This is a genomic window from Mucilaginibacter aquariorum, from assembly GCF_024498135.1.
GTDB lineage: Bacteria > Bacteroidota > Bacteroidia > Sphingobacteriales > Sphingobacteriaceae > Mucilaginibacter > Mucilaginibacter aquariorum.
Genome location: NZ_JANHOH010000015.1, coordinates 25,800 through 39,115 on the forward strand (window position 1 = coordinate 25,800; position 13,316 = coordinate 39,115).

Consider the following 13,316-nt stretch of genomic DNA (forward strand, 5'->3'; position numbering starts at 1 on the left):
GGTGGATGATCAGTCCGCGGTTATGCTAAGCTTTTAATAGTGGGTCTTCCGCGGCTTTTAGTGTAAATATCGTAATCTCCGGCAATATTCCAATCCTTCCGGGGTAACCTAAAAAGCCGTAGCCAACATTTACATAAATCTGCTGATGTTTTTCGCGGTAAAGGCCGGCCCATTCAGAATATACATATTCGATAGGGCTCCACTTAAAATCGGGCGTGCGAACGCCAAACTGCATGCCGTGGGTATGCCCGCTAAACATTACATCGATCTGTGGGTATTTAGGAATAACCTCGGCCCGCCAGTGCGATGGGTCGTGCGATAATAGTAGTTTAACAGGCAGGTCGTTGGTGCCGCTAACAGCCTTTTCCATTTTGCCATATTTAGGGAAACGGCTTAATTCGCCCCAATTGCCAATACCTAAAATGCCCAGCTCGGCACCATCAACCTTAAGGCGGCGGTGTTCATCGGTTAACAGATCCCAGCCAATGGTTTTATGGGCCTGGTACATATCCTGCAAATTTTTAACTTTATGAGCCGGGCTGGGCCATATGCCATAGTCGCCATAATCATGATTGCCCAAAATAGAGTAAACGCCTAATGGTGCACGTACGTTCTGAAAAACTTTTACCAGGCGGTTAACTTCTTCTGTCTGGCTGTTCACCAAATCGCCGGTAAAGAATATTACGTCGGCTTTTTGGTTCATTAGCATTTCTACGCCACCCTGCATATTATGCACGCTATGGAAACTGCCCGAGTGGATATCAGAGATTTGCCCTATGCGCATACCGTCAAAAGCCTTTGGCAGGTTAGGCAGGTCTACGTTTTGTATGTGATAGTCATACAAGCCTTTAGACATGTTGTGCTTTATCAGATAAAGGGGCACAGCGCCGGCCAGTATGCCCGCCTTCATCAAAAACTCCGACCGGGGGATGGATTTAAAGCCATTGTCTTTATCGGGATTAGGGGATATTTTGTTTTTATGGATAAGGTAAATGATAAACCTGCGCAGATCATCAACCGCTATAAACAGTACATAAAATATCTTGAAGATGAACGTAACAAAAAACAGGAGCAGAGAAGCCCCGCGTACACCAACAGGCAGGTTAATGTAAATGCTGAGCAGTAAAATAGTTATCAGGAATAATGACGAGAACCAGTAGAAGCCCAGAAACCACTTTTTACGGGTAAACTTTCTTTTGATAAAGGCAGTTTGTAATCCCCGTAAAATGTAGTAATCTATTATAATGAGAACAAACGGTACAAGTATAAAATATAGGGCGTTTGCCTGCATTTGTTTATAGCTGCTGAATAAATAAATTAGTAACGGTCATCAAGGTCAAGATCGTCCTCGTCCGGCTCTAAGTTAAATAAGCTATTGAACATATCTGAAAACGCGAAGCCGTTATCCAGGAAACCTTTATTTAACTGTGAAAACTCGGCCAGGCCATGCAGTATAAATTCCATTAACAGCAGTTGCTGGTTCTCGCTTAAACGCGGATGGAATTTTTTAACCACATCTTTTAATCCCGGTACAGCATTCAATGCTTTTTTATACTCAACCAACGGCAGGTCATCAACCAACGACAGGGTATTGCCATCGCTAAACCAGTTAATGATGTCGGCATACGGGTTGGGTGTTTTCGCTTTCTTGGTTTTTTCAGGATCAGGGAAAAACTGCAGTAGCAATGTTTTAATGGCTTTACCGATAAGGATATTGGCCACTTTACCCGGGCCTTCCAGCTCGCCTTCGTAAACCAGTTCAATTTTACCGGTGATGGCAGGGATAACGCCCAGGAAATCGGAGATACGGACAAACGTAGTTGTCTCGCCATTAATGATCATTCGGCGCTCGGCATTGCTTATCAGGTTCTCATATGATGAGATGGTCAAACGGGCAGATACACCAGATTTTTTATCGATATACTCGGAGTTACGCGCCTCAAAAGCAATTTGCTCTACCATATCTTTCACCAATCCATCGGCTTCAACGTTGGCACGCTGCTCTGGTGTAAGCAATGCTTCCTGCTGGGTTATTTTGCGCGAAACTTCTACCGTACGCGGGTAATGGGTTAATATCTGGCTTTCTATACGGTCTTTTAATGGCGTTACTATCGAACCACGGTTGGTGTAATCTTCGGGGTTGGCCGTAAATACAAACTGGATATCTAAAGGTAAACGCAGTTTAAAGCCACGGATCTGGATATCCCTTTCCTGCAAGATATTGAACAGGGAAACCTGGATACGTGCCTGCAGATCGGGCAGCTCGTTTATTACGAAAATGCCCCTGTGTGCACGCGGAATTAAGCCGAAGTGGATAACACGCTCATCAGAATAAGTAAGCTTCATGGTGGCGGCCTTTATAGGGTCAACATCACCAATCAAATCGGCAACGGTAACATCGGGCGTAGCCAGTTTTTCGGTATAACGCTCACTGCGGTGGATCCAGCCGATAGGGGTATCGTCGCCCTTGGTTTCTACCGTGCTGTGGCCATACCATGATATTGGGGCCAAGGGGTCATCAAACAGTTCAGATCCTTCTATATATGGGATGTATTCGTCCAGCAGGTTTACCAGCAGGCGGGCAATACGTGTTTTTGCCTGTCCGCGTAAACCCAGTAATAAAATATTGTGGCGCGATAGGATAGCAGTTTGCAGATCGGGTATAACGGTATCTTCGAAACCGATGATGCCTTCAAAACCGCCTTCTTTTTTTTGCAGCTGCGTAATAAGGTTAGCCCTCAGCTCATCTTTAACCGACCGGCTTTTGTAGCCCGTTTTTTTAAGCTCGCCAAGGGTTTTTATATTTAATAATTTGCTCATTTTTTATTCTTGATTTCACCGATTCTGTTTATGATTACACCGATGATTTGATTTAATGATTTGTCTTGACTCTTGTGTCTTGAATCTATCTAACGTTCTTCCTTCTATTCCTGGCGTAGTCTTCAAAAATGTATTCGCCCAGGTTGTTTAGCGAACTGTAAAAAGCTTTGCCGCCGTTGGTTTCGGTGAATTTGCGAACAAACTGCTGCAAGTAGGGGTCTTTCGCTATCATAAAGGTGGTAATAGGTATTTTAAGCCTTTTGCATTGCGCCGCCATGTTCAGCGTTTTGTTCACCACTTTTCTATCCAGCCCAATGCTGTTTTTATAATACTTGGTGCCTTCCTTTAAGCAGGTGGGCTTGCCATCGGTTATCATAAAAATTTGCTTGTTGTGCGTTTTGCGCCTGCGCAGCATATCGGTAGCCAGTTCTAAACCTGCATAGGTATTGGTATGGTAAGGGCCAACCTGCAAATAAGGCAGGTCCTGTAAAGTAATAGGCCAGGCATCATTACCAAACACCACAATATCTAAAGTATCTTTAGGGTATTTTGTGCGGATAAGCTCAGCCAGCGCCATGGCTACTTTTTTGGCAGGGGTTATCCGGTCTTCGCCGTACAGAATCATGGAGTGCGATATATCTATCATCAGCACGGTTGAAGTTAGGGTTTTATAATCCATCTCTTCCACCTCCAGGTCGCGCTCGGTCATCATAAAATCGCCACCTATACCATGGTTAACCTGTGCATTCTGAATAGATTGTGTCATGTCTATCTGGTCCAGGCTATCACCAAACTCAAACTCGCGGCGTTCGGCATTTTTTTCATCGCCCTGCCCGCTTTGCGGCGAGCGGTGATTGCCCTTGCCCGATTTTTTAAGCTTCCCAAAGATCTCTTCTAATGCCGACTGGCGGATGCTTTGTTCGGTTTTGGCTGTAATACGGAACTCGCCATTCTGGTTGTCCTCGTTAAGGTAACCCTTCTGTTTAAGCTCGTCAATAAAATCCCCCATGCCGTAATCGTCATTGGTGAGATTGTATTGCTTATCCAACTCGTTTAGCCATGCCAAAGCCTCCCCGGCATCACCGGCGGTATAGTTCAATAATTCCAGAAATAACTTCAGTAATTCTTCAAATCCACCCTTTGGGATCTGGTTTGGTTTAAACTGTGAAAATCCAAAACCACGCATATTTTACCCTTTCTAAGTATAAAGTAACGGATAATTTGATTTAAAAGTTTGCAATTGCGCCATTTAAGCGCAATTGTTAACTAAGCATGACAATAGGGCGAAAAGAGCAGGGGTTAGCTCTTCTTTATACGGCCAATTTCGTCGCGGTTGTAAACCGGGTTAGCACCACGGCGGCTGGTTACATAAGCACCAATGGCACATGCATTCAATAATATTTTAGGGATAGGGTTGTTGGCAATTAAACCGGCAATAAAGGTAGCCAGGAATGCATCGCCTGCACCAACGGTATCTTCAACCTCTACACAAAAGCCCGGGTGCTCAAAAAATTCGTAATCGTGCCATATCATAGCACCGTTTTCGCCGCGGGTTACACAAATGGTTTTTGTATGGTACTTATTTCTAAACTCAGTTATCTTGGTTTTTAAGTCGCCGCTACCACCGCCAATAAGCAGGTCGGCTTCTTCTTCGTTCATTTTTATGACACTGGCACGTGCCGCAAGGGTCTCGATAGTAGCCAGGGTATAATGCGGATGGCGCAGGTTAACGTCGAATATTTTTATGGCGTCGGTTTCGTCGAGCAGGTTAAGCAGGGTATCGTGCGTTGTTTTTTCGCGGCAGGCCAGGCTGCCAAAAACCACTATCGATGCATCTTTAGCGCCATCTTTCAGGTTGTTGTCTAACTGGATATTATCCCATGAAACAGGCTGGGGTATAATGTAAGTTGCCTGGCTTTTTTCGTCAAGCTCAACAGTAACCTCGCAGGTAGGCAGGGTGTTATCCCTTTGTATCATAGGCGAGTATAGGCCGTTGTTTTTAAGGAAATCAACCAACTCATCGCCAGATGCATCCATGCCAACACGACTTGCAAATTTAACATCGACATGCTGCTGCACCAGGTGCCTTGCTACATTCATTGGTGCGCCACCGGCTTTCTTTTCGTCGCCGAAGGCATCCCATAAAACTTCCCCAAAGCATAAAACCCTATTTTTCATATTGTAGTGGAACAGTAAGGCCGTAAAGCTAAAAAGGATTTATGGTAAACCATGTTAAATTTTTAATAACATGCGGTGTAATTTGTTAACAATTGTTTAACAATGAATTGGAGTGAAATCAGGTTCTCCTCTCGAGTGGGGGTAGGGGTATGTATGGCGAATAAACACGCCCCTGCTACCCGCAATTCCACGGCGCCCCTCTAAAAAGGGAAGTATTAAGGAATCCTTCAATATGGTTTAGAAATTTTATATTTATCCTATGAAAAAGCTTATCCTCTCTTGTCTTTTGCTTCTTACCACCTGCTTCGCCTTAAAAGCGCAGGATAAGCAAGCTATTGTAAAATTGATGCACGACCAGCAAACCGCCTGGAGCAAAGGCGATCTGGATGGTTTTATGCAGGGTTACTGGAAATCAGATTCGCTGATGTTCATTGGCAAACGCGGGCCAACCTATGGCTGGCAGCAAACGTTAGAAAACTATAAAAAAGGCTATCCCGACAAAGCCGCTATGGGTAAGCTCACCTTTAGGATTGATAAAGTAGAACTATTAAGCAAGCAAGATGCCTTTGTAATGGGTGCCTGGAGTCTTGCACGCGAGAAAGACGCCCCCGGCGGATATTTTACCCTATGGTTTAGAAAGATAAACGGTGAATGGAAGATAGTTTGCGACCATACGAGTTGATTTAAGTGCTTTCGCAACAATGCTTCATAGTTAAATACTTGTCGCATCCAGCCCTAAGATTGTCGCGTTCACACTGCCATGGCGCTGTATTTATTAGCGAGATTTACATTGTAATAAAACAGCATGGTATGAGAAAGATTATTGTTTTATCAATGATTACCCTTGATGGAGTAATGCAGGCACCTGGTGGGCCCGAAGAAGATACATCAGGTGGTTTTAAATATGGCGGTTGGACAGATCCCTATGGTGATGAAGCTTATAGCAAAGCCCTGGAGAAAGAGCTGCAACCTGCCGATTATCTTTTAGGCAGAAAAACATTTGAGATCTGGGCTGCCTACTGGCCTGAGCATGCTGACTTTTGGCCGGGCATCAATGATGGGACGAAATACGTACTGTCTAACACGATGGAAAAGTCGGATTGGAAAAACTCAGTTTTCCTTAAGGGTTTGGACGATATAAAAAAGCTCAAAAACTCCGAAGGTTCTGACATCCAGGTTTGGGGCAGTGGCGAACTTATTCAGCTGTTACTTAAGAATGATTTAGTAGACGAACTCCGACTCAAAATTCATCCGTTGACTCTTGGTGAAGGAAAAAAGTTGTTTGACGGTGGCCCAATCCCGGCAGCGTTTACATTAATGGAAAGTTCTGTTACACCAAGCGGAGTAATTATGGCCAATTATAAGCGGTCCGGAAAAGTGGAAACAGGTAATGTTGGCGCTTAAGGAGAAATATAACGAATTGTTTATCAGTGTGATGTGATCAGCCAAGTGGGAAAGATGTCTCCTGTGGATATTTTAGGTTGGGGTATTGATTTGTGCGTCGATAAATTATCTTTGATGATTGTATGAAAGAAATAATTAGCGCCCTAAAAACTATTAATACCTGGGAGAAGGTTTTTCTTGTTCTAATATTTTTTTCGGTTTTGCTTAAGCATGTATTTCACGTAACGGGAACTGTTGATATTGTTGTTTTCGGAATGATGCTTGGTATTATATATTTTCCATTAGGTATTTACTTCTTGAGAATGCCTACTAAAGCTTCCATAATATTTCCAATAATATCTGGTTTTGTTTATGCTATGGGTATAGTGTCAATGTTGTATAAAACACTAAACCTGGCCGAATATGAGCTGCCTATGCTTATATCCGGCATCCTGCTATTGGGAGTGATAATTTTCTTGTTTCTAAAATATAAATCGCCTTTTTATCCCCCAAATTATTTGATTTCACATTTCCTGAGGATAGGTATTATTATCAGTGTAAATTTAATGACATTATTGTAGGTAATTATCGCACTTACATATTCCGGGTTAACTATGCAGCTTCCTGAATTCGGACGGTGCCATGCCTTTATACTTTTTAAAAGACCGGTTCAGGTGACTTTCGTCGGTAAAATTCAATTCGTTCACAATCTCGTTGATGCGCATATCGCTATGCAATAGGCGGGTCTCTACCAATCGCATTTTATACATAGCAATGTAGTGTTGCAGCGTTTCGCCTGTCTGGCTCTTAAAATAACGGCCCAGATAGCTTAGTGATATCGCAAAATGTTTACTCAAACTTTCGGCCCGCAGCATTTGCGGCTCAAAAATGTTCTGCTGGATATAATGCAGCATCTCCAACACCGGTTCGCCGGTATTTTCTTTGATGTTCTTGGGGAGTTTTAGGGCAATGTTACGGGCCACAATGGTGATAATGGTGTTAACCAGTTGGGTAATTATGGTGTCGCAGTAGAGCTGCCGGTTGGTTTGTTCCTGTATGATGCTTTCGATAAGTGACGCGATTAGGGGTTTATCTACCTTGTTCTTTAAAATGCAGCCCGGCCGGTGGCTGGCATTTTGCAAAATATACTCCATGCGCTGTACAAGCGCTTTATCTTTCGGCGCGTTGTTCTGCACAAAATATTCATTGAACCGCAGGAAAAAAACCTGGTGACCGTGCTTACTTCGAACGAATGCAGATCCTGCGGTGTAAGCAAGAACAGGTTCCCCTTACGATAATTGAACCTGTTTTTGTTGATATACTGCACACCCGTGCCATCAACAATATAGATCAGTTCGAAAAAATTATTGGTCCGCGGTGTTTTTGGGAAGTGGTCCAGCTCTTTGAGTTCTATCTCGAACGGATGGTATAAATTCTCTTTCCTCATCAGTGCTAATATACAGAATTAGTGAAATTTTGTACAAGTAACAGGTGCCGGTATCTGTATAATTTTGTATCGATTTAAAAACTAATATTGAATACAATGAAAACCATAATGACCACCCTAATGCTGTTTTGCGCTGTAGCTATCGTATCTGCACAAACCAAAACTAACTCTAACAAACCGTTAAAAGAACAATTAATTGGCACCTGGGCGCTGGTATCTGTTGATAATATTTACCCCGATAGCAGCAGGGTGCATCCCTATGGCGAAAACCCAAAAGGCATGCTGATATTTGACGAACGGTTAAACTATGCTATTCAGATCTATAAAGATGTGCGCCCCAAAATAGTATCGGGCGATAAGAATATTTGCACCCCCGAAGAGAGCAAAGCCTTGATACAAGGCAGCAATGCGCATTTTGGTAAATACAAAGTGGACGAGGCTAAACATACCATCACTTTTAAAATAGAGCATGCGTCGTTCCCCAACTGGGAGGGTGCCGAACAGGAACGAACCTATATTTATACCGGCAACGAGCTAAAATATGTAGTTACCCATACTACGCAAGGCGGCAAAGCGGTAGTTGCCGAGGTGGTGTGGAGGCGGCTGTGAAAGGTATTTTTAGATAGAAGCGATTTCCTGTTACGATTTTTGGTATCCATTTTGATTAGTTATCTATCCACTAACATAAATTAGCAATACCCCATGGATTTGAATAATAAAGCAATACTTGAAAAGGCAAATGCGGCTGTCACTGCCGGCGATAATGAGAGGTTCCTGTCTTTCTGCACCGACGATACGGCGTGGACATTTGTAGGCGACAAGACACTGCGAGGCAAGGAAGCCGTACGCCAATACATGGCAACGACCTATATAGATCCACCGAAATTCATGGTCGAAAATTTAATTGCCGAAGGTGAATTTGTTACGGCAATTGGCAAAATAAGTATGAAGGACGAGAACGGGAAAATGGTCGATTACTCTTATTGCGATGTCTGGCGTTTTCGCGATGGTAAAATGGCCGAATTAAAGGCTTTTGTTATTGAAACCAAGTAGGTATTCACTACGTAACACAGCTTTAAATCCTATCAAATGGTTCGGGTTTCGTGCCAACAGGAGCAACCCGGCTTCCGTTACCCGAACCAATATTTAACTTTTAAATACAACTAACAACATTCAGTGAAAAAAAATCGCATAAAAATTTGCGTAGTTAAATAGCTACACATATATTTGTAGTCAAATAGCTACACGATGAATTTAAGGAGAGATGTATTCCAGGCCATTGCCGACCCTACCAGGAGGGCCATACTGCTGTTGGTTGCTTCGCAATCTATGACTGCCGGGGTCATAGCTGCCAACTTTGACACCGCCCGGCCAACAGTTTCAAAGCATTTACAAATACTTACCGAGTGCGAATTGCTTAAGCAAGAGCAAAACGGCAGGGAGATCTATTATCATATTAACGCGAAAAAAATGAAAGACGTAGCCGACTTTATTGAGCCATTCCGCAAAATGTGGGATGATAGGTTCAACGCATTAGAAACCATAATGAAGAATTATAAAAGCAAATAATATGGAACTAAAAACAAAAATTAACGCCGAAAACGGCGCACATGATTTATTTATAACCAGGGAGTTTGACTTGCCGTTAGAACTGCTTTTTAAAGCGTTTGCCGAGCCCGAACTTGTTGAGCAATGGATGGGAACTAAAGTGCTGAAACTGGAAGGTAAAAAACATGGCAGCTGGCAATTTGAAACAACAGATGCTAAAGGAAACGTGGTGTTTAAGGCCAATGGTACCATCCATGAATTTAGCCTTAACCGGAAGATAACCCGGACATTTGAAATGGAGAACGCGCCTTTTGGTGTTCAGCTGGAGTTATTGGAGTTTGAAAAAATTACAGACGATACCAGCAAGATCAATATGCATATCGTATACGAATCGGCAGCACTGCGCGATCAAATGCTGAAGCTACCATTTGCCCAGGGCATAAATATGGCACATAACAGGTTAGAACAAATAGTAAGCAAATTAAAATAACACATTATGGAAAAGACAAAATTAATTATCTATTGGGTTGCAACAGGTTTATTGGCCGTTGGCATGACGGGAAGTGGCCTGGCGCAAATATTCCATGCAAAAGATATGGTTGACCTTATCGTTCCTTTAGGCTATCCTGTATATTTCTTGTACATCATTGGTGTTTGGAAAGTACTTGGCGTGATAGCTATTTTAATTCCAAGATTCCCACTTGTTAAGGAATGGGCCTATGCGGGGTTGTTTTTTGTGATGACAGGCGCCTTCGCTTCGCATTTGCTGAGCGGCGACCATAGCGTAAAAGGACTTATCGGGCCATTTTTCCAGACTGTTTTTATTATCTTGTCGTGGTATTTTAGGCCTGCAGATAGAAGGATCGTTTCAGTTAATTAATAAAGATATGAGCAACATCAATAGCAATAAAAGGGAGCTGTCATCTGAAGAACGTGATGAACTCCTCAAAGCTTTGAAAACCCGCTTTGAGAAAAACATGAGCCGCCATAAAGATATTGAATGGGCCAAAGTACAGGCAAAGCTGGAAGCCAATAGTGAAAAGCTGTGGTCGCTTGATGAGATGGAAATAACCGGCGGCGAACCTGATGTAGTTGGTTATGATAAAAATACGGGCGAATACATTTTTTATGATTGCTCGGCAGAAAGTCCTAAAGGGCGCAGAAGTATTTGTTATGACCGGGAAGCGTTAGAAGCACGAAAAGAATATAAACCGGAAAATACCGCCGTTGATATGGCAGCTGCCATGGGCATCGAAGTTTTAACAGAAGAGCAATACCGGGAACTGCAACAGCTTGGAAAATTTGATCTGAAAACATCGAGCTGGGTAAAAACGCCTGCCGATATCAGGAAACTTGGCGGAGCTATTTTTTGTGACCGTCGTTACGATACGGTCTTTACTTATCACAACGGAGCAGAATCTTACTATGCCGCCAGGGGTTTCCGCGGCTTGCTTAAGGTCTGAATTTGGAGCAGGTATTAACTAACCAAAGAATAAAAAAATGAATCCGAAGGTTGATTTTTATTTTAATAAAGCTAAAAAGTGGCAGGAGGAAGTTAAGAAATTGAGGACGATAGCGCTTGACTGTGGGCTTACCGAAGAGTTGAAGTGGGGCTGCCCCTGCTATACTTTTCAGAACAATAACATTGTTTTAATACACGATTTTAAGGACTACTGCGCGCTGTTGTTTTTTAAAGGAGCTTTATTAAACGATACGCATGGCATCCTGATCCAGCAGACAAAGAATGTGCAAGCGGCCCGCCAGATCCGGTTTACAGGTATCGACGAAATAATAGAATTAGAACCCGTTCTTAAAGCCCATATTTTTGAAGCCATTGAACTAGAAAAAGCAGGTTTAAAGGTAGACCTTAAAAAGACCGAAGAATTCGCTATCGCTAAAGAATTCCAGTATAAATTAGATCGCATCCCCGCTCTTAAAACTGCTTTTGAAGCCCTGACGCCTGGGCGGAAAAGAGCATATTTGCTGCATTTTTCTGCACCCAAACAATCAAAAACCCGTGAAGCGAGGATTGAAAAATATATACCTCAAATTCTCGGCGGAAAAGGATTAAATGATTAGTACATTCGACGAGCGGAACCTGTTAAACAAACGCTATTGATCCTCTTTTAATACGGTTTCCCTGCGGCTAATTCCCTCTCGGCCCATTTAACGGCCAGTTGCTCGCGATATTTGGCGTACTTTTCTTTGAAGGCCATTTTTAACAAACTATCTATACCACCTTTTACGGCCAGGTTATAAACGCTTGCTGCTTTGCGGGTAATGGATGCATCCCAGGCGCGTAAACTTAACGAGTAAGAGCCATCAATATATTTCATCCAGTGCCAGTACCCGGTTGGCATAAACAGGGTATCGCCATGTTCCAGGAATACCTCGGTGCCTTCCACACCTTCAAGGGCCGGAAACTTTTTGGTGTCGGGGTTTAGTACATCATAATCCTCCAGCGCGTAGGTGGCGTTAGGGATACAGTATAAACGGCGTTTCCATTTATTCTCGAACAATATTACATGTTTGCGGCCACCAAAATGGGTGTGAAATATATGCGGAAGGTCGATATCGTAATGTAAAAAAGTAACAGAATTTGAGCCGCCAAAAAACATAGAGGGCATGCTTTCCAGGAAACCACCCATCAGATCTTTAGGGAAAACGATATCATCAAGCAGTTGCGGCGCCTGTTTAAATATATTAAAAAAGAAGATACGTAACTCGGTTGGCTGCGACTTTATCAGGTCAATGTATTCATCAAAAGGCATTTCTGCTGCCGATGAATTGATTGGTTTTGATGGGTCGGCTTTTGAGTTATCGTACAAAGGCACTACCTTTTTGCCTACCACTTCTTTTAAATACTCAGGTGTCCATTTTTCGCGGGCGAGCCAGCTTTTGGTCATGCCTTTAATAACCAGCGGGCGGCGCGGGTCAAGGTAATTCTTCTTAAAATCCTCCGGACTAATGTTTTCAACAGTATCTATGGGGCGCAGTATAAAGCTCATATCTTACCAATCGTTTTTTTATAAAGACGTAAATGTTACCTAAAAGGTATCAAAATAACATATTAAAAACCTATTACAGGTTAACGTTATGTTATGCAATTGCGATGCAAAATTAAACTTCTTTAAACAAACAATAGTGTAAAAAGTACTCAACCGTATTTTTTCACAAAAATAAAGCCCGGTGCTTATGCAACCGGGCTTGTTTAGGGAGTATAAATTTTAGTCGGCAGTTATATGTTTGCAGTTTGCGCCACGCTTATCTATTTTTGCCAACTGCCAACTGCCAACTGCCAACTGCCAACTGCTTAGTTAGGCATTAGTACGGTATTTACTACGTGTATAACACCGTTGCTTTGGTTAACATCGGCAATGGTTACCCAGCTTTTTCCGCCTTTTTCATCAACAAGGTATATTTTTCCGCCTTGTATCATGGCCTTTAATATGCCACCGCTAACGGTGTTTAATTCGGCTGTGCCTTTACCGGCTTTAATTTTTGCCATAAGCTGTGCCGCGCTAACTTTGCCCGATACAACATGGTAGGTTAATATTTTGATAAGGGCTGTTTTATTTTCTGGTTTAACCAGCGTTTCAACTGTACCCTTTGGCAATTTATTAAAAGCCTCGTTAGTTGGCGCAAATACGGTGAACGGCCCGGCAGATTGTAAGGTTTGTACCAAACCTGCAGCTTTAACTGCCTCAACCAAAGTAGTGTGGTCTTTTGAGTTAACCGCGTTTTCGATAATGTTTTTTGTTGGATACATGGCCGCGCCGCCTACCATTTTTGTTTGAGCGTACGTGTTTGGCGCAATTGTAATAGCTGCTAATGCAATGGTCGCGATGATTAATTTCTTCATGTTTTTTAGGTATTTAAAAGAAGATACGCCGTAATGTTAAAGCGGTTTTCAAAGACTGGTATTATTCTAACAACTGTT

General features: G+C 42.7%; 17 protein-coding genes. 9 read left to right on the top strand and 8 right to left on the bottom strand.

Going from position 1 to position 13,316, the window contains the following annotated elements; translation table 11 throughout:
- Positions 1 to 25: 25 nt before the first annotated feature.
- From NPE20_RS25930 to NPE20_RS25945, 4 genes are all read right to left on the bottom strand, one after another.
- On the bottom strand, positions 26 to 1,291 hold the full coding sequence (locus NPE20_RS25930; protein ID WP_256541627.1) for a metallophosphoesterase: 1,266 nt from the start codon (positions 1,289 to 1,291) through the stop codon (positions 26 to 28).
- A gap of 26 nt (positions 1,292 to 1,317) precedes the next feature.
- Positions 1,318 to 2,820: a sigma 54-interacting transcriptional regulator gene (locus tag NPE20_RS25935; protein WP_256541628.1), complete on the bottom strand. Its 1,503-nt coding sequence runs from the start codon at positions 2,818 to 2,820 to the stop codon at positions 1,318 to 1,320.
- Between the two features lie 85 nt (positions 2,821 to 2,905).
- Complete coding sequence (locus tag NPE20_RS25940; protein WP_256541629.1) at positions 2,906 to 4,006, bottom strand: vWA domain-containing protein; 1,101 nt, start codon at positions 4,004 to 4,006, stop codon at positions 2,906 to 2,908.
- A 113-nt stretch (positions 4,007 to 4,119) separates the two neighbouring features.
- On the bottom strand, positions 4,120 to 4,998 hold the full coding sequence (locus tag NPE20_RS25945) for a carbohydrate kinase family protein (protein WP_256541630.1): 879 nt from the start codon (positions 4,996 to 4,998) through the stop codon (positions 4,120 to 4,122).
- Between the two features lie 259 nt (positions 4,999 to 5,257).
- Here NPE20_RS25945 and NPE20_RS25950 point away from each other — a divergent pair, with 259 nt between their 5' ends.
- Positions 5,258 to 5,680: a YybH family protein gene (locus tag NPE20_RS25950; protein ID WP_256541631.1), complete on the top strand. Its 423-nt coding sequence runs from the start codon at positions 5,258 to 5,260 to the stop codon at positions 5,678 to 5,680.
- Positions 5,681 to 5,808: 128 nt separating this feature from the next.
- Positions 5,809 to 6,402 (top strand): dihydrofolate reductase family protein, encoded by a 594-nt coding sequence (locus tag NPE20_RS25955; RefSeq protein WP_256541632.1) that lies wholly within the window; start codon positions 5,809 to 5,811, stop codon positions 6,400 to 6,402.
- Between the two features lie 587 nt (positions 6,403 to 6,989).
- On the opposite strand, the gene NPE20_RS25960 is transcribed toward NPE20_RS25955, so the two are convergent.
- Positions 6,990 to 7,535, bottom strand: coding sequence for a helix-turn-helix domain-containing protein (locus NPE20_RS25960; RefSeq protein WP_256541633.1), 546 nt, complete (start codon positions 7,533 to 7,535; stop codon positions 6,990 to 6,992).
- Entirely contained in the window at positions 7,487 to 7,828 is a 342-nt protein-coding gene (locus NPE20_RS25965; protein ID WP_256541634.1) for an AraC family ligand binding domain-containing protein, read from the bottom strand. The genes NPE20_RS25960 and NPE20_RS25965 overlap by 49 nt, the downstream gene beginning before the upstream one ends.
- 96 nt (positions 7,829 to 7,924) lie before the next feature.
- On the opposite strand from NPE20_RS25965, the gene NPE20_RS25970 reads away from it, so the two are divergent.
- The 7 genes from NPE20_RS25970 to NPE20_RS26000 all read left to right on the top strand — a co-directional run bounded on the left by NPE20_RS25970 (position 7,925) and on the right by NPE20_RS26000 (position 11,455).
- On the top strand, positions 7,925 to 8,437 hold the full coding sequence (locus tag NPE20_RS25970; RefSeq protein WP_256541635.1) for a lipocalin-like domain-containing protein: 513 nt from the start codon (positions 7,925 to 7,927) through the stop codon (positions 8,435 to 8,437).
- 93 nt (positions 8,438 to 8,530) lie between these two features.
- The gene (locus NPE20_RS25975; RefSeq protein ID WP_256541636.1) at positions 8,531 to 8,881 is read left to right on the top strand and encodes a nuclear transport factor 2 family protein; all 351 of its coding nucleotides are present in this window, start codon (positions 8,531 to 8,533) and stop codon (positions 8,879 to 8,881) included.
- A 195-nt stretch (positions 8,882 to 9,076) separates the two neighbouring features.
- Positions 9,077 to 9,397: an ArsR/SmtB family transcription factor gene (locus tag NPE20_RS25980; RefSeq protein ID WP_256541637.1), complete on the top strand. Its 321-nt coding sequence runs from the start codon at positions 9,077 to 9,079 to the stop codon at positions 9,395 to 9,397.
- A 1-nt stretch (position 9,398) separates the two neighbouring features.
- Positions 9,399 to 9,866, top strand: a complete 468-nt coding sequence (locus tag NPE20_RS25985) for an SRPBCC family protein (protein ID WP_256541638.1) — start codon at positions 9,399 to 9,401, stop codon at positions 9,864 to 9,866.
- A gap of 6 nt (positions 9,867 to 9,872) precedes the next feature.
- Positions 9,873 to 10,256 (top strand): DoxX family protein, encoded by a 384-nt coding sequence (locus tag NPE20_RS25990; protein WP_256541639.1) that lies wholly within the window; start codon positions 9,873 to 9,875, stop codon positions 10,254 to 10,256.
- Between the two features lie 7 nt (positions 10,257 to 10,263).
- A complete protein-coding gene (locus NPE20_RS25995) occupies positions 10,264 to 10,839 on the top strand; it encodes a DUF4256 domain-containing protein (RefSeq protein WP_256541640.1) in 576 nt (191 codons plus the stop codon).
- Positions 10,840 to 10,876: 37 nt separating this feature from the next.
- A complete protein-coding gene (locus NPE20_RS26000) occupies positions 10,877 to 11,455 on the top strand; it encodes a YdeI/OmpD-associated family protein (protein ID WP_256541641.1) in 579 nt (192 codons plus the stop codon).
- 47 nt (positions 11,456 to 11,502) lie between these two features.
- Here NPE20_RS26000 and NPE20_RS26005 read toward each other — a convergent pair whose 3' ends face one another.
- Together NPE20_RS26005 and NPE20_RS26010 are read right to left on the bottom strand one after the other, a co-directional pair.
- Positions 11,503 to 12,384: a cupin-like domain-containing protein gene (locus NPE20_RS26005; RefSeq protein ID WP_256541642.1), complete on the bottom strand. Its 882-nt coding sequence runs from the start codon at positions 12,382 to 12,384 to the stop codon at positions 11,503 to 11,505.
- A gap of 305 nt (positions 12,385 to 12,689) precedes the next feature.
- Positions 12,690 to 13,238 (bottom strand): fasciclin domain-containing protein, encoded by a 549-nt coding sequence (locus tag NPE20_RS26010; protein WP_256541643.1) that lies wholly within the window; start codon positions 13,236 to 13,238, stop codon positions 12,690 to 12,692.
- Between the last annotated feature and the right edge of the window lie 78 nt (positions 13,239 to 13,316).